The following is a 19,718-nucleotide window of genomic DNA, read 5'->3' as shown; positions in this document are numbered from 1 at the left end:
GCGTTAGCTGGTGGCCTTGGTCAGGAAAGCGACTGCGTCACCGAAAGTCTGGATCGACTCAGCAGCGTCGTCAGGGATCTCGACCGAGAATTCTTCCTCGAATGCCATCACCAGCTCGACCTGATCCAGCGAATCTGCGCCCAGATCGTCGATGAAGCTGGCCTTTTCGGTGACCTTCTCGGCATCCACATTGAGGTGTTCCACAACGATCTTGCGGACCCGATCAGCGACATCGCTCATATTTGACTTCCCTTTTTAGAAATCGACGTTTCGTTTCGCTTCTTATTGGCGCAAAGCCAAATCATCAAGCGCACAATTGGTTTGCACGGGGGCAATGTATGCGGCCTTCTGGGCGCCCGCAAGGCAGGCTGGCAAGATCGACCGGGGCGCGGGGTACCATGTTTTATCCGCCATAGCCAGCCGCAATTGCCTAGGTTTCCAAGGCTTTTGCTATGCAGTACCGCTATTGGAGCGTAGGTCTCATGGCCTTCTCACCTCAAATCTCTCCCCCGGAGAGATTTGCCCTTTGGGATGGTTCAAAGCATCGCCATGCCGCCATTCACGTTGAGCGTATGCCCGGTGATGTAGGCAGCAGAATCGCTGGCGAGGAACACCGTGCAGCCGGCAACTTCCTGCGCAGTACCGAGGCGTCCGGCCGGAACGGTCGAGAGGATCGCGTCCCGCTGCTTGTCATTGAGCTCGTCTGTCATGGCCGAAGCGATAAAGCCCGGCGCGATGGAATTGACGGTGATGTTGCGGCTTGCCACTTCGTAGGCCAGCGCCTTGTTCATGCCGATCAGTCCGGCTTTGGAGGCGGCATAATTGCCCTGCCCCGGATTGCCCATCACGCCCACCACCGAGGAAATGCCGATAATGCGGCCCCAGCGCGCCTTCATCATGCCGCGCAGCACGGCGCGGTTGAGGTGGAAAGCAGCGGTCAGATTGACGGCGATGACGTCGTCCCACTCCTCGTCCTTCATCCGCATGAAGAGATTGTCGCGCGTCATGCCGGCATTGTTGACCAGGATATCGACGCCACCCATGGCCGCCTCGGCGGCCGGCACAAGCTTGTCGACCTCGTCGAGCTTGGAGAGGTTCGCGGGCAGGATGGGACAATCCTTGCCGATTTCCTTGGCCGTATCTTCCAGCGCGCCGACACGGGTTCCGGAAAGCGCAACCGTCGCGCCCGCAGCGGCCAGGGCCTTGGCGATTTCGCGGCCAATACCACCGCTGGCGCCCGTCACGAGAGCGCGTTTACCAGAAAGATCAAACATTTAGGTCTCCTCCGGGGAGAAAGCGATTCAAGCGCTTCAGACTGTGATTCAAGGGGGTCAGGCGCCAAGCTGGGCAACGAAAGCTTCGATATCAGCCGGTGTTCCGACGGCCTGGGCCGAGGCGTCCGGCGCGATGCGTTTGGCAAGGCCCGTCAATACTTTGCCTGAGCCGAGTTCGACCAGATTGGCCACACCGCCGGCGGTGGTGAGCCAGGTCACGCTTTCGGTCCAGCGCACAACGCCGGTCACCTGCTCGACCAGGCGCTGGCGGATGTCGTCCGGATCGGAAATCGGCGCAGCGAGCACATTGGCCACGAGCGGCACCACGGGCGCTTTCATTTCGACTTCGGCCAGGGCGGCCGCCATGGCTTCGGCGGCCGGCTGCATCAACGAACAATGGAACGGCGCACTGACCGGCAGCAGCAGAGCGCGCTTGGCGCCCTTGCCCTTGGCAATATCGACAGCGCGCTCGATGGCTGCCGTGGCGCCGGAGATCACAACCTGGCCAGGAGCATTGTCATTGGCCACGGCACAGACCTCGCCCTGCCCTGCTTCATCAGCCACGGCCTGTGCAGTCTCGAGATCGAGGCCCAGCAGCGCCGCCATGGCGCCGTGTCCAACCGGAACAGCTTTCTGCATGGCCTGGCCGCGGGTGCGCAGCAGACGCGCCGCATCGGCCAGACTGAAGGTGCCAGCGGCACACAGCGCAGAATATTCGCCCAGCGAATGGCCGGCGACATATTTCGCGTGGTCCTTGAGCGAAATACCCCTGGCCTCAAGCACCCGGATCACCGCCACGCTGACGGCCATCAGCGCGGGCTGCGCGTTTTCTGTCAGGCGCAGAATGTCTTCCGGCCCCTCGAACATGATCGAGGAAAGGCGTTCGCCCAAAGCCTCGTCCACCTCGTGAAAGACGGCCCGCGCCTCGGTGAATTCGTGCGCAAGATCCTTGCCCATGCCGACAGCCTGGCTGCCCTGACCTGGGAAAGTGAAAGCGGAAATGGACATGTTCGATCCCTTTTCGAGCCAATGTGACAAGCCGCAAGCGGACTGTCCAGTTGCCCGGCGCTTTGCCGGGAGTGTACGGCAGAGTCAAGGCGAACGGACGCGCCGCTTGCCTTCTTCCCCTCATTCCTCTATAGCCGCGCCAGCAATTCGTTTGGCCGGGGGCTGAACGGAGGGTTCATGCTTTGCATGAACAGGGTCCGGCGGACCCGGCCTCCCGTGTTCCCGCTCTTTGCAAGACTGCTTTGACGCCTTTCCGGCTTCGAAGGGGCTCCGCGCCAGGCATTGTTGAGTAAACTCGAAAGGAAGGCGCATCAATGGCCCTCTACGAACATATCTACCTGGCTCGCCAGGATGTTTCCCAGCAGCAGGTTGAGGAACTGACCGCACAGCTCGCCGAAATCCTCGGCCAGGGCGGCGGCAAGATCACCAAGAACGAATATTGGGGCCTCAAGGGTCTCTCCTACCGCATCCGCAAGAACCGCAAGGCCCACTACACCCTGCTCAACATTGAAGCACCGGCCCCCGCTGTTGCCGAAATGGAACGCCAGATGCGCATCAATGAAGACATCCTGCGCTTCATGACCGTGCGCGTCGACGAGCTGGAAGAAGGCCCGTCCGCGATGATGCAGAAGCGCGACCGTGACGACCGCGATGGCGGCCGTGGTGGCTTCTCCGGCGAACGCCGTCCGCGCCGCTTCTAAGAGACAAGGAAGAAAACAAAATGGCTATCAAAGACCTTACCACTTCCCAGGCTCGCCGTCCGTTCCAGCGCCGTCGCAAGACCTGCCCGTTCTCCGGCGAGAACGCTCCCAAGATCGACTACAAGGATGTGCGCCTGCTTTCGCGCTACGTCTCCGAGCGTGGCAAGATCGTGCCGAGCCGTATCACCGCCGTTTCGGCCAAGAAGCAGCGCGAGCTGGCCCGTGCCATCAAGCGCGCCCGCTTTATCGGCCTGATGCCCTACGCCGTCCAGTAAGCTTTCGCTTCGCTGAGACTGCATCGCTGGGGTCGCGAAATGGTTCGCGGCTCCTAACCGCTCCAACGGGAGCGGGACAGCCAAAGGAATAAGAATATGAAAGTCATTCTGCTCGAGCGCGTTGGCCGCACCGGCTCCATCGGCGACGAAGTCAACGTCAAGGACGGCTTTGCCCGTAACTTCCTGCTGCCCCAGGGCAAGGCCCTGCGCGCCACGGAAGCCAACCGCAAGAAGTTCGAGAACGAACGCGCCCATATCGAACAGCGCAATGAAGAACGCCGCAATGCGGCCGCCGGTATTGCCGAGGGCCTGAACGGCCACGCCGTCATCATGATCCGCCAGGCTGGTGAAACCGGCCAGCTCTACGGTTCGGTTGCTGCCCGCGATATCGTCGACGCCCTGGCCAAGGACGGCTTCACCGTCCAGCGCAACCAGGTCGACCTGGCCGACCCGATCAAGACTGTCGGCGTGCACTCGGTTGATCTCTCGCTGCACCCGGAAGTGGCCGTGTCGATCACCGTCAACGTGGCTCGTTCGGAAGACGAAGCCGTGCGTCAGGCTGCTGGTGAAGACGTTACTGTCCCCACCTTCGACAGCGACGAAGATGGCGACTTCGCAGCCGGCCAGGCCGCTGCTGCCGCTGATGACCGCTACGAAGAGTAGTCTTCGTTCACATCTGCTGTTGAAAGGCCGGGCCCAGCGCCCGGCCTTTTGCTTTTGTCCCGCAATTGCGACAGACTCGGTGCGGCGCGCCGGTGAGTCTTAAGAAGCAACCGGCACCCGATGAAATCCCCGTTGTCCACAGAGTTCACAGGGGCCATTAGGGAAACATCAACCCCCACCCCGCTAGCCCAAGACTCAGCGTCAAAATGCATGGTTAAGAGAGGTTAACACCCAGGAAGACCCATGGCCGAGATTGCCCGCCTTCACCCTGCCGATGACAAGTCGTTTCGCGTCGCACCGCACAATGTGGATGTCGAGCAGGCGCTGCTGGGCGCCATTCTGATCAATAATGACGCCTTCTATCGCGTCGCCGACTTCCTGCTGCCAGAGCATTTCTACGAGCCGATCCACCGCGACATATACGAGCTCGCCGGAAAGATCATCCGCGCCGGCAAGGCGGCGGAACCGGCCACGCTCAAGACCCATCTGCCTGACCAGCTCCTGCCCGAAGTCACCATGATGCAGTATCTTTCGCGCCTGGCTGCAGAGGCGACGACGGTGCTCAATGCCGGGGACTATGGCCAGGCCATCTATGACCTCGCCATTCGCCGCAATCTGATCATGGTGGGCGAGGAAATGGTCTCGGTCGCCTATGACAGCGATGTCGAGATGACGCCTGTCAAACAGATCGAAAAGGTCGAAGGCGAGCTGTTCCAGCTTGCCGAAAAAGGCCGGTATGACGGTGGCTTCCAGGCCTTCGGCACTGCGCTCAACGCCTCCATCCAGATGGCGGGCGAAGCTTTTCAGCGCGATGGCGGCCTATCCGGCGTGGCGACCGACCTGCATGATCTCGACCGGCAGATGGGCGGCCTGCAGCGAAGCGACCTGATCATCCTCGCGGGCCGTCCTGCCATGGGCAAGACGTCGCTGGTGACCAATATCGCCTATAACGTTGCCAAGAACTGGCGGGGGGACGTGACCCCGGACGGGCATTCCAAGACCGTCAATGGCGGCATTGTCGGGTTCTTCAGCCTTGAAATGAGTTCCGAACAGCTCGCCACCCGTATTCTGGCCGAGCAGGCGGAGATTTCCTCGTCCGACATCCGCCGCGGCCGCATTCACGACAACCAGTTCGCCAAGCTGGTCGATGTATCCAATGTGATGAGCAAGGTGCCGCTCTATATCGACGATACAGGCGGTATCTCGGTGGCCCAGCTCGCCGCCCGCGCCCGGCGCCTCAAGCGCCAAAAAGGACTCGACCTGCTCATCGTCGACTATCTGCAGCTTCTCTCGGGGTCATCCAAGGCCTCGAGCCAGAACCGCGTGCAGGAGTTGACCGAAATTACCACCACGCTCAAGGCGCTCGCCAAGGAGCTGGAAGTCCCGGTGATTGCGCTTTCCCAGCTTTCGCGTCAGGTCGAGGCGCGCGATGACAAGCATCCGCAATTGGCTGACCTGCGCGAATCGGGGTCTATCGAGCAGGACGCGGACGTGGTTCTGTTCGTGTACCGTGAAGAATATTATCTCAAGAACAAGGAACCCAAAGAGGGCACGCCGGAGCATCTGACCTGGCAGGGCGAAATGGAAAAGGTGCATGGCAAGGCGGAGGTCATCATCGCCAAGCAGCGCCACGGCCCCACCGGCACGGTGCAGTTGAGCTTCGAGGCACAATTTACCCGCTTTGGTAACCTTGCTCGGGCAGACTATCTGCCTGAACGCATGGAATAGGCATGGCGCTGACGTCTGGCCTTGGCGGCCAATTGAGCATCGATCTGGGGGCACTGGCCCGGAACTGGCGGGCCCTGGACAAGGTGAGCGCCGGCGCGTTGACCGCTGCGGTTGTGAAGGCCGACGCCTATGGCACCGGCATCGAGCAGGCCTCCAAGGCGCTGCACGCGGCCGGAGCGCGCTTCTTCTTCGTGGCCACGCCCGATGAAGGCATGGCGGTGCGCGCTGCCGTGCCCGATGCGCATATCTTCATTCTCTATGGGCTCTATCCGGGCGCCGCCAACCTCTACATCCGGCAGAACCTGATGCCGGTGCTCTCCTCCATGTCGATGCTGGAAGAGTGGATGGCCAAGTGCATCGAGCGCAATGAAGCCTATCCGGCGGCCTTTCATTTCGACACCGGCATCAACCGCCTCGGCTTCCGCCTCAATGAAGCGAGCCTGGTGCGCGAGAGCATCGAGAAGCTCGGTTATGCGCCGCAGATGGTGATGAGCCATCTGGCCTGTGCCGATACGCCCAACCATGAAAAGAACCGCACGCAACTGGCGCTGTTCGGTTCGGTGATGTCGCAATTCCCCGGCATTCCGGCTTCCCTCGCCAATTCGGCGGGGCTGATGACCGGGCGAGACTATCATTTCCAGATGGTGCGACCGGGGATTGCGCTCTATGGCGGCCGCGCCGTGGGTGGCCGGAAGAACCCGATGCAGCCGGTTGTCACGCTGCATGTGCCGATCCTGCAGGTCACGGAGGGCCGCACCGGCGAGTCGGTGGGCTATGGCGCCACCTATACGCTCAATCGCAATTCCAAGCTGGCCATCCTTGGCTATGGCTATGCCGATGGGTTCCTGCGCTCGCTGTCCGGCACCAATCCGCGCCCGGGCGGCAAGGTCTTTATTCGCGGCAAGCACTGCCCGGTGATCGGCCGGATTTCCATGGACCTGACCGTGGTGGATGTGACCGAACTCGGTTCCGACCTGCCCACGCCCGGCGAAGGCGCAGAAGTCTTGGGCGCCAATGTCAGCGTCGACGATCAGGCAGATGCGGCCGGCACGATCGGCTATGAAATCCTCACCAGCCTGAAGGGCCGCTACAGCCGCAACTATGTCGGCGACGGGAATATCCCGGAGTAGCATCGCCTCTCCCCAATAGACGCCCTCAACAATAGATATCCCCGCCCCGAAAACTTGCCGCATACTCCCACCTATTCCTCTCGCGATAGGGCGGCCTGCAGCGACCAGCTTCGCGTTGTGCCGCAGGCAAAACCTCCCCAGTGGGGAGGTTTTAGGCAAGAAGGCCATAAGCGCTGTGCGCGAATGGCCGAGGAGGAACAGCCGGGCGTGGGGCAGTCGCGTGCAGCCATGGTCTGGGGGTCGGTCGGTGAGAGTTCGTGCCTGCTGTGGCTTCGGCCGCAGATGAAAGCGAGTGCCCCAGGGGCGGTCGCGCCGGACAGCCTTCCAAGTTACCCTCTAAAGAGAACTTCGATCCGTCCTACTAGGCAAATCTCTCCGGTGGAGAGATTTGAGGTGAGAAGGCCTTGAGCGCTATGCGCGAATGGCGGGCATCCCGAGGCGGTTTTCGTCTCAGTTTTTTAGTTTCAGGGACGACGACCGTCTCGGGATACCGCTCCTTTTGTGCAACCGCGAGGCAAGCTAGCCTGGCGGCGCAAAGTTGCGCCATTTGTTCCCATTTCGTTCTTGCCCTGCCATGAGCATGGCTGCTAGTGTTCACCGCATTTAGCATTCGGATTCGCATTGGCCACCTCCCCGCCTCTCTACGCCATTCTGCTGCGCGCCATTGGTCCGGCGACGCACAAGCTGATGGGCATGGCGCAGTGGCGCGCGGCCTCCGAGGCCGCCGGCTTCATCGCGCCCGAAACACTGGTCAATACGGGCAATATGATTGCGCAGTTCGACGGCTCGCCGGCCGCGGCGCGCCAGACCATGACCGGCGTGCTCCGCCAATTCGGGTTGGGCGAGAATGTCGTCCCGATCCTGCGGACCCCGGCGCAGTTGAAAAAGCTGCTGCGGGCCGATCCCATCGCCGATGCGGCCCAGCATCGTCCCGCCGAAACGGGCGTTTATTTCTTCGCCGCTGCCAAGCCGGACTTGGGCTGGATCTCGGACCATGGTGGACCCGAGATGATCCATGTCATCGCAAATCACCTGATCGTGGATTTCTCGCAGGACGTCGCCAAGTCCGGCAAGCTGATCCGGAGAATCGACAAGCAATGCGGGCTCAACACGGCCCGGAACTGGAACACGACGCGCAAGCTGGCGGAACGCTCGATCGCGCGGGGGAAAGAGTAAGCGTGGCCAAGAACCGATCCCAATTCATCTGCCAGTCCTGCGGGGCCGTCTCCAGCCGATGGCAGGGGCGCTGCGACGCTTGCGGCGAGTGGAACACCATTGTCGAGGAACTGGTGGATTCCGGGGTCGGCGCGGGTCCGAAATCGGCCAAGGCCAGCGGCCGTCCGGCCAATCTGGTGCCGCTTTCGGGAGAGACTGAAAGTGCGGCGCGCGTGGTCACCGGCTTTGCCGAGCTGGACCGGGTGACGGGGGGCGGCTTCGTCAAGGGATCGGCGCTCCTGGTCGGAGGCGATCCCGGCATCGGGAAATCTACCCTGCTGCTGCAGTCGGCAGCGGCCTTGGCCCAGAAGGGCAAGCGCGTCATCTATGTGTCGGGCGAAGAAGCGGTCGCGCAGGTGCGGCTGCGGGCGCAGCGCTTGGGCCTTGGCGAAGCCGGGGTGCTGCTGGCCGCCGAAACCAATGTCGAGATCATCCTGGCCACGCTTGAAAGCGGGCCGCCCCCGGACCTGGTCATCATCGATTCCATCCAGACCCTGTGGACCGACCGAGTCGATTCAGCCCCGGGCACCGTCACCCAGGTGCGCACATCGGCCCAGGCCCTGACGCGCTTTGCCAAGAAGAGCGGGGCTGCCGTTGTGCTGGTGGGCCACGTCACCAAGGACGGGCAGATTGCCGGGCCGCGCGTGGTCGAGCACATGGTCGATGCCGTGCTCTATTTCGAGGGCGACAGCAGCCATACCTTCCGCATCCTGCGCGGGGTGAAGAACCGCTATGGTGCCACCGACGAGATCGGCGTCTTCGCCATGACCGAGCTTGGCCTTGAACAGGTGGCCAACCCTTCCGCCCTGTTCCTGGACCAGCGCGACAAGGACGCGGCCGGGTCCGCGGTGTTTGCCGGCATGGAGGGAACGCGGCCGATCCTGATTGAGATTCAGGCGCTGGTGGCCCCCTCCCCGCTTGGCACGCCGCGCCGTGCCGTGGTGGGCTGGGACAGTTCGCGCCTATCCATGGTGCTGGCTGTGCTCGAAACGCGCTGCGGGGTCCGGATCGGCGCCAATGACATCTATCTCAATGTCGCTGGTGGGCTGAAGATCAACGAGCCGGCGGCCGATCTGGCCGTGGCAGCCGCGCTGATCTCCTCGCTGACCGGCGCGTCCCTGCCAGCCGATGCTGTCTATTTCGGAGAAATCTCGCTGGCCGGCGGGGTGCGTCCCGTGGTGCATGGTGCGCTGCGGCTGCGCGAGGCCGAGAAGCTGGGCTTTGGCTCGGTGGTCACCGGCAAGCTGGGCAAGGCGGATCGCAATAGCGGCCTTGAGGTCACCGAATATGCGCAATTGAGCGACATGGTCAGCCGCATTGCCGCGCGCGGCAAGCGCCAGATGCCGGAGCCTGAGCCAGAAGGCTGGTAAACAAATGGTTTCCGGGGAGATTGTGAGGACGCGGCACCGCTAGGCTTGGCAGCGCGCGTCAAAGCCGTTAAAGGTCCAGCAAAAGCCGGGGCGGCAAGACAACAGGGCAAAGACATATGCTGACTGCGTTCGACGTTGGTGTGGGTGTGCTGGTGCTGATTTCAGCGATCCTGGCCACGGCACGGGGGCTCACCCGCGAAGTCCTGTCATTGGCGACCTGGGCGGGTTCTGCCGCCATCGCCGTTTACATGTGGCAGTACCATCCCGACATTGCCCGGCAATATATCGCGGAACCCGTGGTGGCCGACATCGCCACGGTGGTCGTGACGTTCATTGTCGCGCTGATCGTGCTGCATCTGCTGACCATGCGGATTGCCGATTTCGTGGTCGATAGCCGTATTGGCCCGATCGACCGCACGCTTGGCTTCGTGTTTGGCGTGCTGCGCGGCATTCTGATTGCCATCGTCATCACCATTTTCGGCATCTGGCTGCTCGGCACCAATCTGCCGGAATGGGCCAGCAACGCCCAGTCGCTGCCTTATCTGCGGGATATGGGCAATACGCTGATTTCCATGCTGCCCGAAGGTCTTGAGCAGCAGGTGACCGACATCCTCTCGGGTGGCGGCGCCAATCTGACCGAGGATCCGCAGGCGCCGGCCGCCCCGCTTGAAGGCGGCACGCCGGACCCCAGTATTGATGGTACCGTCGACCCGACCGATCCGGTGATCGACCCGGCGCCCGAGGCCTGAGGCCAGACAAGTTTGGCGGGCAGCAGCGCACCCGCCTCAATCCTGCCGACCCCATCTGGCAATGGTGGCCGGCAGGTAGATGCGCTATTTGCGAGCAGGCCCAATTCGCATGGAGAACCCGGTGACCCATTGGAACGATGACGATTTCGATCTCAATGGAGACACGCTGCACGAGGAGTGCGGCGTGTTTGGCATTTTGGGGCACAACGATGCCTCGACCCTGACCGCCCTCGGCCTGCATGCCTTGCAGCATCGCGGCCAGGAAGCGGCCGGTATTGTCAGCTTCGATGGCCGTCAGTTCCACCAGGAAAAGCATATGGGCCTGGTGGGCGACCACTATACCGACCCCGCCGTGCTGGCGAAGCTGCCCGGCAATATCGCAATTGGCCACACGCGCTATTCAACCACCGGGGAAGTGGCACTGCGCAATGTGCAGCCGCTGTTTGCCGAACTGGAAGCCGGTGGCATCGCCATCGCCCACAATGGCAATTTCACCAATGGGCTGACCCTGCGCCGGCAGATTATCGCGACCGGCGCCATCTGTCAGTCAACTTCGGATAGCGAAGTGGTGCTGCACCTGATCGCCCGTTCGCGCCATTCCTCCACCGCCGACCGCTTCATCGACGCGATCCGGCAGATGGAGGGGGGCTATGCCATGCTGGCCATGTCCCGCACCAAGCTGATTGCTGCGCGCGATCCTGTCGGCATCCGGCCGCTGGTGATGGGCGATCTGGATGGCAAGCCGATCTTCTGTTCGGAAACCTGTGCCCTCGACATCGTCGGCGCCAAATATGTGCGCGACGTGGAAAATGGCGAGGTTATCATCTGCGAAATCCAGCCGGATGGCTCGATCAGCATTGAGGCCCGCAAGCCTGCCCATCAGGTGCCCGAGCGCCCCTGCCTGTTCGAATATGTCTATTTCGCCCGCCCCGACAGCATGGTTTCGGGCCGCAGCGTCTATACCGCGCGCAAGAATATGGGCAAGAACCTGGCCATCGAGGCCCCAGTCGAGGCCGACGTGGTGGTGCCGGTGCCCGATGGCGGCACGCCGGCCGCCATCGGATTTGCACAGCAGAGCGGCATTCCGTTCGAGCTGGGCATCATCCGCAACCACTATGTGGGCCGGACCTTCATCGAGCCGACGCAGCAGATCCGTGCCTTTGGCGTACGCCTCAAACATTCTGCCAACCGGGCAGAGATTGCCGGCAAGCGTGTAGTGCTGATCGATGATTCCATCGTGCGCGGCACTACCTCGGTCAAGATCGTGCAGATGATCCGCGAAGCGGGGGCGACCGAAGTACATATCCGCGTCGCCAGCCCGATGATTTTCCATTCGGACTATTACGGCATCGACACGCCGGATCCGGACAAGCTGCTGGCGAACCAATATGCCGAGCTTGATGACATGTGCCGCTATATCGGGGCGGATTCTCTGGCGTTCCTGTCCATTGATGGGCTCTATCAGGCCGTGGGTGGAGAAAAGCGCGACGCCAAGGCGCCGCAATTTACCGACCATTATTTCACAGGGGATTATCCGACGCAGTTGACCGATTTGCATGGACGCACGATGAGCGATCCCAAGCAGATTTCGCTGCTCAAGGAAGCGGGTTGATGACTGACAAAACCGAACTGGCCGGCAAGGTCGTCCTGGTCACCGGCGCATCGCGCGGCATTGGCTATGCCGCCAGCATCGAAGCAGCACGGCGCGGCGCGCATGTGATTGCCGTGGCGCGGACCGTTGGCGGGCTGGAAGAGCTCGATGACGCCATCCAGGCGGCCGGAGGCTCGACCACACTGGTGCCGCTCGACCTGCGCGATGGTGACGCCATTGACCGGTTGGGCGCGGCAATCTTCGAGCGCTGGGGGCATCTGGATGGGTTGGTGGCCAATGCCGGCCAATTGGGTGTGCTGAGCCCTGTGGCCCACATCAAGCCGGACGACTTCGACAAGGTGATGGCCGTCAATGTGACGGCCAATTATCGCCTGTTGCGCTCGCTGGACGTGTTGCTGCGCCAGTCCGAGGCCGGACGGGCCGTTTTCGTCTCGTCCGGCTCGGCCCGGTCTGCTCGCCCGTTCTGGGGCCTTTATGCCGCCAGCAAGGCGGCGCTCGACGCGCTGGTCAAATCCTATGCCGGCGAAGTCGCGACCACCAAGGTGCGCGCCAATGTGTACTATCCGGGCATTGTGCGCACCGCCATGCGGGCCAAGGCCATGCCGGGCGAAGACCCCAATACGCTGCCGACCCCGGCGGAGGTGGCGCCGAGCCTGATCGATATGCTGAGCCCGTCGCTGGACGAGAATGGCCGGCTGTTCGATGTCGGCACTGGCGCCTTCGAAGACATCTGAACCATGCTGGCGCTCCGTCCCTACCGTCCCGAGGATCTCGACGCGCTCTATGCGATCTGCCTGCAGACGGGCGACGCCAGCAAGGATGCCACGCCGCTGCATAGCGACCACCAGCTTGTGGGACATATCTATTCGGCGCCCTATGGGGTGCTGGAACCAGAGAATGTCTTCGTCGCCGAGGATGAGGCGGGTGTTGCCGGCTATATCGTGGGCACCCATGACAGCAATCGCTTCGCGGAGCGGCTCGAGCGGGAGTGGTGGCCAACTCTGCGCGCCAGATATGCCGACCCCTCCGGCATGACCGAAGCTGACCGGGGGCGTGTCGCCGCCATCATGCGGCCGGAAACCACGCCGGCCGATATCGTGGCGGGCTATCCCGCCCATATCCACATGAACCTGCTCTCGCGCCTGCGCGGGCAGCGCGTGGGCACCAGGCTGCTCGACATGTGGGTAAAACGGGCGAAGGCTGCCGGGGTAAGCGGCATTCATCTGGGCGCCAGCGCCAGCAATAGCGGCGGCATCGCCTTCTGGACCCGCAGCGGCTTTACGCCGCTGCGCGAGGAGCCGGGCGTCGTCTGGTTCGGAATGCCCCTCTAGTCCACGCTCTGCGGCGCGACCGGCGTTACCAGCACCTTGTCGATACGGTGTCCGTCCAGATCAAGCACCTCATATCGCCAGCCATCCTGCTCGAAGACCTCGCCAACGGCGGGCATATGGTTGACCTGGGCCAGTACAAATCCGGCCACCGTTTCATAGCGCGCATCCTTGGGCACGGGCACGTTGAAGCGCTCGGCAAAGTCATAGACAGGCATCCAGCCCGCAACCAGCCATGAGCCGTCCTGACGCTGGGTCAATGCTGGCTCGTCGCCGGGCTCTTCATTGTAGATGCCGGTGATGACCTCAAGCACATCGCCATAGGTGATGATCCCCTCGAAGTGCCCGTATTCATCGACAACAAGCGCCATCTGGGCGCGCTCCTTGCGCATGGCCTCGACCACATCAAGCGCATCGGCATGCTCCATCACCACCGGCACAGGCTTGACCAGGGCACGCAGGTCCGGCTGTTTCCCGGCGACCAGCGCCGGGAGCAGGTCGGACTGGGCCAGAACGCCCAGTATGCTGTCGGCATCCCCCTCCTGCACCAGCACCTTGGTGTGCGAGGTTTCGAGGATGATCTTGAGATTGTCCTCATAGCTGTCTTCGAGATCAATCAGCACAACATCGAGCCGTGGAGTCATGATGCCGCGTGCCGAGCGGTCGGCCAGCTTCATCACGCCCGAAATCATGGAATGTTCTTCATGCTCAAGAATACCAGCCGTGGTGGCCTCGGCGATGATGGTACGCACTTCCTCCTCGGTGACGGAATCTTCGGTCTGGTCCCCCTGCCCCAACAGGCGCAGGACGGCCTTGCCCGTGGCGTCCAGCAGCCAGACGACCGGCGTACCAATCAAAGCCAGCAGCGCCATGGGCTGGGCTACGCGTGCCGCTACAGCTTCGGGGTTGCGCAAGGCAATCTGCTTGGGCACCAGCTCACCCAGGATCAGCGAGCCATAGGTAATCAGCACGACCACGACGCCAACGCCCGCGATGTCGGCAAAATTGTCCGCCAGCCCGAGATCCTTGAGCCAGGCCGTGAGGCGCAGGCCCAGCGTCGCACCGGAAAAGGCGCCCGAGAGGATGCCGACCAGGGTAATGCCGATCTGTACGGATGAGAGAAACTTGCCCGGCTCCTCGGCCAGGCGCATGGCTGTGGCCGCGCCGGCGTCACCCTGTTCAGCCAGGACCTTGAGCCGCGCCGGGCGGGCCGAGACCACTGCCAGCTCGGACATGGCCAACGCGCCGTTCACCAGGATCAGCACAACAACAATGAGAATTTCTGTAAGCAAGAGAGTGCACTATTGGCACGCCGCGACCAATGGCGGGGTGCTCCGACGGGCGCATCATAGGGCAAGGCGCCGAGACGTAAACAGGGCTTGATGCCTTATCAAATGCCCTGGGCTCAGATCTGACTATTTCTTGTCCACGTACGGATTCTTGCCACCACGCAGCCAGAGGCGGATTGGCGTCCCCTTCATGTCGAACGCCTCGCGCAATCCGTTCACCAGATAGCGCTGATAAGACGCGGGCACCGCGTCGGGCCGCGATGAAAAGACGATGAAGCTGGGCGGGCGCGTCTTGGCCTGGGTCATGTAGCGCAGCTTGAGACGACGGCCGGAGACGGCCGGGGGCGGATGCCCCTCGATCATGCCTGCCAGCCAGCGGTTGAGGCGCGAGGTAGACACATGGGCGTTCCAGTTCCGCTCGATCTCGAAAATGGCATCCATCAACCGGTCGATATTCTTGCCGGTCAGCCCCGACAGGGTCACCAGCGGAACGCCGCGCAGTTGCGGCAATAGCCGTTCGCATTCCTCGCGCAGGACCTTGAGCGTTTCGTTCTTGTCCTCGATCAAGTCCCATTTGTTGAGCGCAATAACCATCGCCCGGCCTTCACGCTCGACCAGATCGGCCAAGGCCAGATCCTGTTTTTCGAACGGCACGGTGGCATCGAGCATGAGCACGACGACTTCGGCATATTGGATGGAACGCAGGCTATCGCCCACGGCCAGCTTTTCCAGCTTGCCGGTGACGCGGGACCGGCGACGGATGCCGGCGGTATCCACCAGATTGACAATGCGGCCTTCCCATTCCCAGGGCACCAGGATGCTGTCGCGGGTGATGCCGGCTTCGGGGCCAACCAGCACGCGATCCTCGCCCACCATGCGATTGACCAGGGTGGACTTGCCCGCATTGGGGCGCCCGACGATGGCCACATTGAGATAGCGGCGCGGGTTCCAACGCAGGGTCGCGTCGTCCCCCTCCCCTTCGAGCATGTCGGGGGTGATGTCGACATCGACCTCCGGTATGAAGTCGAGGTCGTCCACAGTTTCTTCGCCCCGGGCCGCTGCAGCGGCCTTTTGCGCTTCGGCCTTGTCGATGGCCGCTGAAACGATGGAATAGAGCTCGGACAGGCCCAGGCCATGTTCGGCCGACAAGGGGATGGGTTCACCAAAACCAAGCTTGAAGGCTTCAACAAGGCCGGCTTCCGCGGCACTGCTCTCGGCCTTGTTGCCGACGAGGTGGACGTGCTTGCCGGCCTTGCGCAGCACCTGGGCAAAGCGCTGGTCGAGCGGCACAACACCCGCCCGGGCATCGATCATGAACAGGATGATATCGGCTTCGCGGATGGCCAGCTCGGTCTGCTGGCGCATGCGGTCTTCGAGGCTGCCGTCCTTGACGTCCTCATAGCCAGCAGTGTCGAGCACCTTGAAATGCAAATCGGCAATGCGCCCATCGGCCTCGCGCCGGTCGCGCGTCACGCCCGGCGTATCGTCGACGAGAGCGATCTTGCGACCGACCAGCCGATTGAACAGGGTGGATTTGCCGACATTTGGACGGCCGACAATGGCAAGTGTGACCGTCATGGCGGTTCCCCTGAAATGCGGATTATTCGGCCGCGGGTTCGGCAGCGGGTTCGCCGTCGAGTGCAGCGTCATCGGCATTGTCCGCAGCCGGCTCCGGCGCGGGCTCAGCCACCACGCCTTCGGACAACATCTGCGCCAGATAGTAGGCCATGCGGTTGCGGATGCCGCCCTGTGCCAGCGGATCGTTCAGCACGGCCTCGAAGCTTTCCTCGGCCGCAGCGAACTGGCCGGCCTTGTACTGGGCCAGCCCCAGCAGTTCACCGGCGACGCGGCGCATCTGGCTGTCCTCGGTTGCCAGCGTGCCAATGCGCGCCTCGACATCGGCCAGCGAACCGCTGTCGACCAGAAGGTTGGCGGCCAGCAACAACGCCAGTTCGCGCAGGCGGGCGTTGGATTGGGTATTGGCGAGGCTATCATAGGCGGCAATGGCGCCAGCGGTGTCGCCCTGTTCGGCCAGCAAGGCGGCCTTGCGGAACTCGGCCAGAACCGGATAACCGCCCGAACCGTCAGCGGCCAGCGCATCGAGCTGGCTTACGGCCTCGTCGAGATTGCCGGATTCGGCGGCGTCATAGGCTGCATAGAGCTCTTCGGAGGCCGCGGCCGACTGGCTGTTGGTGTACCAGGACCAGCCCTCATTGATCGCCACCAGGGCGACGATGGCAACGGCGCCTCCGATGACGAACGGCGCAAAGCGGCGCCACAGCGCCCGCATGCGATCGGTGCGCAGTTCCTCGTCGATTTCGCGGAAAATGTTCTCGTTGGACATGGTCGGCCTAAGGCAAGAAAGAATTTGAGGGCGAGCATTATCACGCGCCCCCCGGAATGCAAACCGGCTGAACAGGGCCTGATGCCTTCATCAAGCGGCGCCTGAGGCGAGGTGTGCCACTGTTCCGGGGCGCCGGGCGCTTATGCCTGGCCGCCCCATTCCCGCCTGAGCAGGGCATATTGCATTGTGTCCTCGTAAATCGGATTGCCCGCCGCGTCGTTTATGAACGAGATGAACTCTCGGAAGACACCTTCCTTGCGCATGCCGAGCCGCTCGCACAGCGCCTGTGAACGCGGATTGGTCACTTCGACATAGGCAAAGATGCGCCGGGCACCGCGGTCGGTAAACAGGTGGTGCAGCAATGCGCGTGCCGCCTCGCTGGCCAGCCCCTTGCCCTCGAAGGCCGCGTTGAAATTCCAGCCAACGCTGAACGTGTCGGGCTCTTCGAACATGCAGAACATGTCGCCGATCAGCTCCCCGGAAGACTTCAGCGCGACCGCAATCGCGTCGTCGCTATCGGCTCGGGATCGGATATCGGAGATGGCTGCATCGAGATCGTCGAGCTTGCCGGAGATAAAGCAGCTTGCCCGCGGTTCACGCATATAGGCGAGCAGCCCCTCGGCATCTTCCGGGGCAAAATTGCGCAGGACGACCCTTGCTGTTTCGATGGTTTTCATGGGCCTAAGACAATTGCGACTGGATCCGCGATCCGAGCGACTGGGCGAAAACGGGAAGCAAGGCGCCTTTGAGGCTATCGAATGCCGGCGGAGCAGAGAGCAACCGCCTGCCCCTTCGAGCACAACGCTCCGGGTGTAGCTACCTAAAATCAGTCCACTGGATTGATTTTGCGGCGCTTTGCGCCGCCAGTGGCTACTCCCACTCAATCGTGCCCGGCGGCTTGGAGGTCACATCGTACACCACGCGGTTGATGCCGCGGACTTCGTTGATGATGCGCGTGGCCGTCCTGCCGAGGAAGTTCATGTCGAACTGGTAGAAATCGGCGGTCATGCCATCGACCGAGGTGACGGCGCGCAGGGCGCAGACGAATTCATAGGTGCGGCCATCGCCCATGACGCCGACGGTCTGGACTGGCAGCAGCACGGCGAAGGCCTGCCAGATCTTGTCGTACTGGCCCGACTTGCGGATTTCATCGAGATAGATGGCATCGGCCTGGCGCAGGATGTCGAGCTTTTCACGCGTGATGCCGCCAGGGCAACGGATGGCCAGGCCCGGTCCCGGGAAGGGATGGCGGCCAATGAAGCTCTCGGGAATGCCCAGTTCGCGGCCGAGGGCGCGCACTTCGTCCTTGAACAGCTCGCGCAGCGGCTCGACGAGCTGCATGTTCATGCGCTCGGGCAGACCACCCACATTGTGGTGCGACTTGATGGTGACCGAGGGGCCGCCGGTGAAGGAGACGGATTCGATCACGTCGGGATAGAGCGTGCCCTGAGCCAGGAAATCGGCGCCGCCGAGCTTTTTGGCCTCTTGCTCGAACACTTCGATGAACAGGCGTCCGATGATCTTGCGCTTGGTCTCGGGGTCGGACTGGCCTTCCAGCTCGCCCACGAAGAGATCCTCGGCATCTACATGGACCAGCGGAATATTGAACTGATCGCGGAACATAGTGACGACCTGTTCGCTCTCGTTGAGCCGCATCAGGCCGTGATCGACGTAGATGCAGGTGAGCTGGTCGCCAATGGCCTCATGAATCAGCACGGCAGCAACAGAAGAATCGACGCCACCGGAGAGTCCGCAGATCACCTTGCCGGTGCCGACCTGCTCGCGGATCTTTTCGACCATCTTCTGACGATAGGCTGCCATGGTCCAGTTGCTGGAAACGCCGCAGATCTGGTGCACGAAATTGGCATAGAGCTTGGCCCCATCGGGGGTGTGCACCACTTCGGGGTGGAACTGCACGGCCCAGATGCGGCGCGCTTCATTGGCGATCATCGCGAAGGGGGCGTTTGGCGAAGTGCCGACCACCTCAAAGCCCTCGGGCAGAGCGACAACGCGGTCGCCATGGCTCATCCAGACCTGATGATCCGTGTTGAGATCCCAGACACCATCGGAAAGGCTGTTGGCCTTGTGCACCGTCACTTCGGCGCGGCCGAATTCGCGATGGTGCCCGGCCTCGACCTTGCCGCCCAGGGCCATGCAGAGCGCCTGCTGACCGTAGCAGATGCCCAGGATCGGTACACCGGCATCGAGAATCGCCGGGTCAATGGTGGGCGCGTTCTCGTCCAGCGTCGAAGCAGGGCTGCCCGAGAGCACGACGCCCTTGGGGTTGAGCGCGCCAAAAGCGGCGCCGGCGGACTGGAAGGGGTGAATTTCGCAGTAGACACCGGTCTCGCGAATGCGGCGGGCGATCAACTGGGTGACCTGCGAGCCGAAGTCGACGATCAGGATAGTGTCGTTGCGGGTGGCGGTGTCTGGGTGCTGCATGGCGAGGCTTTAGCCTCGCCACACCGATTGTGCAAGCATGCTGTGGGAGAAGCCCCCATGCACGCCGCACAAGTCTGATGCTAGTTCATCAGCGCGATAGAAAGGTTGAGATAACCGGCAAAACTCACCCAAGCGATATAGGGTACGAACAACCAAGGTGCGACGCTGTCATGCCGCCGGGCAGCGAGGATGAACCCGGCAATCGAAAGCCACATGGCGATGAGGATCGCAAAGGCTGCCCATGGCATTTGCGCCAGGAACCAAACCGGCGACCAGGCCCAGTTGAGCAGCATCTGGGCGCCCCAGAACTTGATGGCACCCGATTGCGGTGCGGCGATCCAGATGCGCCAGCCGGCCACGGCGATCATCACGTAGAGGGCGAACCAGACTGGACCGAAAATCCAGTTGGGCGGATTGAGCGGTGGCTTGGCGAGCGATTCGTACCAGGTGCCCGGCTGGGACTGGGTGCCGACGAGCGCGCCGACACCGATGACCAATACGAGGAAGATGGCCAGGGCGATCCAGGATTGTGGTGTTCGGTAATCGGCGGCGGTGGCGTGCATGATGTTCTCCCATACGGGTGTTCTATT

The 19,718-nt window shown here is 62.5% G+C and carries 20 protein-coding genes; 11 read left to right on the top strand and 9 right to left on the bottom strand.

Annotation, left to right across the window (positions count from 1 at the left end):
* Nucleotides 1-3: 3 nt before the first annotated feature.
* The 3 genes from DDE76_RS08560 to fabD form a co-directional block, all read right to left on the bottom strand.
* On the bottom strand, nucleotides 4-240 hold the full coding sequence (locus DDE76_RS08560) for an acyl carrier protein (protein WP_046103861.1): 237 nt from the start codon (nucleotides 238-240) through the stop codon (nucleotides 4-6).
* Between the two features lie 296 nt (nucleotides 241-536).
* Nucleotides 537-1,274 (bottom strand): 3-oxoacyl-[acyl-carrier-protein] reductase, encoded by a 738-nt coding sequence (gene fabG / locus DDE76_RS08555; RefSeq protein WP_104891319.1) that lies wholly within the window; start codon nucleotides 1,272-1,274, stop codon nucleotides 537-539.
* Between the two features lie 57 nt (nucleotides 1,275-1,331).
* Nucleotides 1,332-2,282, bottom strand: coding sequence for an ACP S-malonyltransferase (gene fabD, locus DDE76_RS08550; RefSeq protein WP_104891320.1), 951 nt, complete (start codon nucleotides 2,280-2,282; stop codon nucleotides 1,332-1,334).
* A 314-nt stretch (nucleotides 2,283-2,596) separates the two neighbouring features.
* Here fabD and rpsF point away from each other — a divergent pair, with 314 nt between their 5' ends.
* From rpsF to DDE76_RS08495, 11 genes are all read left to right on the top strand, one after another.
* Nucleotides 2,597-2,983, top strand: a complete 387-nt coding sequence (rpsF, locus tag DDE76_RS08545; protein ID WP_104891321.1) for a 30S ribosomal protein S6 — start codon at nucleotides 2,597-2,599, stop codon at nucleotides 2,981-2,983.
* A gap of 20 nt (nucleotides 2,984-3,003) precedes the next feature.
* Nucleotides 3,004-3,258 carry a 30S ribosomal protein S18 gene (gene rpsR, locus DDE76_RS08540; RefSeq protein WP_157288877.1) on the top strand — a complete coding sequence of 85 codons (255 nt, stop codon included), beginning with the start codon at nucleotides 3,004-3,006 and terminating at the stop codon, nucleotides 3,256-3,258.
* Nucleotides 3,259-3,354: 96 nt separating this feature from the next.
* Nucleotides 3,355-3,921, top strand: a complete 567-nt coding sequence (gene rplI, locus DDE76_RS08535) for a 50S ribosomal protein L9 (RefSeq protein WP_104891322.1) — start codon at nucleotides 3,355-3,357, stop codon at nucleotides 3,919-3,921.
* A 243-nt stretch (nucleotides 3,922-4,164) separates the two neighbouring features.
* Nucleotides 4,165-5,649 carry a replicative DNA helicase gene (locus DDE76_RS08530; RefSeq protein ID WP_104891323.1) on the top strand — a complete coding sequence of 495 codons (1,485 nt, stop codon included), beginning with the start codon at nucleotides 4,165-4,167 and terminating at the stop codon, nucleotides 5,647-5,649.
* 2 nt (nucleotides 5,650-5,651) lie between these two features.
* Nucleotides 5,652-6,779 (top strand): alanine racemase, encoded by a 1,128-nt coding sequence (gene alr / locus DDE76_RS08525; RefSeq protein ID WP_104891324.1) that lies wholly within the window; start codon nucleotides 5,652-5,654, stop codon nucleotides 6,777-6,779.
* A gap of 621 nt (nucleotides 6,780-7,400) precedes the next feature.
* Entirely contained in the window at nucleotides 7,401-7,955 is a 555-nt protein-coding gene (locus DDE76_RS08520; RefSeq protein ID WP_104891325.1) for a DUF1697 domain-containing protein, read from the top strand.
* 2 nt (nucleotides 7,956-7,957) lie between these two features.
* Complete coding sequence (gene radA / locus DDE76_RS08515; protein WP_104891326.1) at nucleotides 7,958-9,364, top strand: DNA repair protein RadA; 1,407 nt, start codon at nucleotides 7,958-7,960, stop codon at nucleotides 9,362-9,364.
* A gap of 116 nt (nucleotides 9,365-9,480) precedes the next feature.
* Complete coding sequence (locus DDE76_RS08510) at nucleotides 9,481-10,113, top strand: CvpA family protein (protein WP_104891327.1); 633 nt, start codon at nucleotides 9,481-9,483, stop codon at nucleotides 10,111-10,113.
* A gap of 109 nt (nucleotides 10,114-10,222) precedes the next feature.
* Nucleotides 10,223-11,725: an amidophosphoribosyltransferase gene (purF, locus tag DDE76_RS08505; protein WP_104891328.1), complete on the top strand. Its 1,503-nt coding sequence runs from the start codon at nucleotides 10,223-10,225 to the stop codon at nucleotides 11,723-11,725.
* A complete protein-coding gene (locus DDE76_RS08500; RefSeq protein WP_104891329.1) occupies nucleotides 11,725-12,459 on the top strand; it encodes an SDR family NAD(P)-dependent oxidoreductase in 735 nt (244 codons plus the stop codon). Before purF ends, DDE76_RS08500 begins: the two co-directional genes overlap by 1 nt.
* Before the next feature lie 3 nt (nucleotides 12,460-12,462).
* Complete coding sequence (locus tag DDE76_RS08495) at nucleotides 12,463-13,056, top strand: GNAT family N-acetyltransferase (RefSeq protein WP_104891330.1); 594 nt, start codon at nucleotides 12,463-12,465, stop codon at nucleotides 13,054-13,056.
* On the opposite strand, the gene DDE76_RS08490 is transcribed toward DDE76_RS08495, so the two are convergent.
* From DDE76_RS08490 to DDE76_RS08465, 6 genes are all read right to left on the bottom strand, one after another.
* Nucleotides 13,053-14,345 carry a hemolysin family protein gene (locus DDE76_RS08490; protein ID WP_104891331.1) on the bottom strand — a complete coding sequence of 431 codons (1,293 nt, stop codon included), beginning with the start codon at nucleotides 14,343-14,345 and terminating at the stop codon, nucleotides 13,053-13,055. The genes DDE76_RS08495 and DDE76_RS08490 overlap by 4 nt on opposite strands.
* Before the next feature lie 123 nt (nucleotides 14,346-14,468).
* Nucleotides 14,469-15,920, bottom strand: coding sequence for a ribosome biogenesis GTPase Der (gene der, locus DDE76_RS08485; RefSeq protein WP_104891332.1), 1,452 nt, complete (start codon nucleotides 15,918-15,920; stop codon nucleotides 14,469-14,471).
* A 22-nt stretch (nucleotides 15,921-15,942) separates the two neighbouring features.
* Nucleotides 15,943-16,686, bottom strand: coding sequence for a tetratricopeptide repeat protein (locus tag DDE76_RS08480; protein ID WP_104891333.1), 744 nt, complete (start codon nucleotides 16,684-16,686; stop codon nucleotides 15,943-15,945).
* 140 nt (nucleotides 16,687-16,826) lie between these two features.
* Nucleotides 16,827-17,363: a GNAT family N-acetyltransferase gene (locus DDE76_RS08475; protein WP_104891334.1), complete on the bottom strand. Its 537-nt coding sequence runs from the start codon at nucleotides 17,361-17,363 to the stop codon at nucleotides 16,827-16,829.
* A gap of 193 nt (nucleotides 17,364-17,556) precedes the next feature.
* The gene (gene guaA / locus DDE76_RS08470) at nucleotides 17,557-19,128 is read right to left on the bottom strand and encodes a glutamine-hydrolyzing GMP synthase (protein ID WP_104891335.1); all 1,572 of its coding nucleotides are present in this window, start codon (nucleotides 19,126-19,128) and stop codon (nucleotides 17,557-17,559) included.
* 80 nt (nucleotides 19,129-19,208) lie between these two features.
* Nucleotides 19,209-19,691 carry a TspO/MBR family protein gene (locus tag DDE76_RS08465; protein ID WP_104891336.1) on the bottom strand — a complete coding sequence of 161 codons (483 nt, stop codon included), beginning with the start codon at nucleotides 19,689-19,691 and terminating at the stop codon, nucleotides 19,209-19,211.
* Nucleotides 19,692-19,718 lie beyond the last annotated feature (27 nt).

Source organism: Devosia indica, from assembly GCF_003056405.1.
Classification (GTDB): Bacteria; Pseudomonadota; Alphaproteobacteria; order Rhizobiales; family Devosiaceae; genus Devosia; species Devosia indica.
Note: the sequence above shows the minus strand (reverse complement) of the source record. Positions and strands in the feature narration are given on the sequence as shown.

Bases quoted from the DNA above. Each gene is read 5' to 3' on its own strand.
- DDE76_RS08560 (WP_046103861.1), bottom strand. From the start codon at position 240: ATGAGCGATGTCGCTGATCGGGTCCGCAAGATCGTTGTGGAACACCTC.
- fabG (WP_104891319.1), bottom strand. From the start codon at position 1,274: ATGTTTGATCTTTCTGGTAAACGCGCTCTCGTGACGGGCGCCAGCGGT.
- fabD (WP_104891320.1), bottom strand. From the start codon at position 2,282: ATGTCCATTTCCGCTTTCACTTTCCCAGGTCAGGGCAGCCAGGCTGTC.
- rpsF (WP_104891321.1), top strand. From the start codon at position 2,597: ATGGCCCTCTACGAACATATCTACCTGGCTCGCCAGGATGTTTCCCAG.
- rpsR (WP_157288877.1), top strand. From the start codon at position 3,004: ATGGCTATCAAAGACCTTACCACTTCCCAGGCTCGCCGTCCGTTCCAG.
- rplI (WP_104891322.1), top strand. From the start codon at position 3,355: ATGAAAGTCATTCTGCTCGAGCGCGTTGGCCGCACCGGCTCCATCGGC.
- DDE76_RS08530 (WP_104891323.1), top strand. From the start codon at position 4,165: ATGGCCGAGATTGCCCGCCTTCACCCTGCCGATGACAAGTCGTTTCGC.
- alr (WP_104891324.1), top strand. From the start codon at position 5,652: ATGGCGCTGACGTCTGGCCTTGGCGGCCAATTGAGCATCGATCTGGGG.
- DDE76_RS08510 (WP_104891327.1), top strand. From the start codon at position 9,481: ATGCTGACTGCGTTCGACGTTGGTGTGGGTGTGCTGGTGCTGATTTCA.
- purF (WP_104891328.1), top strand. From the start codon at position 10,223: ATGGAGAACCCGGTGACCCATTGGAACGATGACGATTTCGATCTCAAT.
- DDE76_RS08500 (WP_104891329.1), top strand. From the start codon at position 11,725: ATGACTGACAAAACCGAACTGGCCGGCAAGGTCGTCCTGGTCACCGGC.
- DDE76_RS08495 (WP_104891330.1), top strand. From the start codon at position 12,463: ATGCTGGCGCTCCGTCCCTACCGTCCCGAGGATCTCGACGCGCTCTAT.
- der (WP_104891332.1), bottom strand. From the start codon at position 15,920: ATGACGGTCACACTTGCCATTGTCGGCCGTCCAAATGTCGGCAAATCC.
- DDE76_RS08480 (WP_104891333.1), bottom strand. From the start codon at position 16,686: ATGTCCAACGAGAACATTTTCCGCGAAATCGACGAGGAACTGCGCACC.
- DDE76_RS08475 (WP_104891334.1), bottom strand. From the start codon at position 17,363: ATGAAAACCATCGAAACAGCAAGGGTCGTCCTGCGCAATTTTGCCCCG.
- guaA (WP_104891335.1), bottom strand. From the start codon at position 19,128: ATGCAGCACCCAGACACCGCCACCCGCAACGACACTATCCTGATCGTC.
- DDE76_RS08465 (WP_104891336.1), bottom strand. From the start codon at position 19,691: ATGCACGCCACCGCCGCCGATTACCGAACACCACAATCCTGGATCGCC.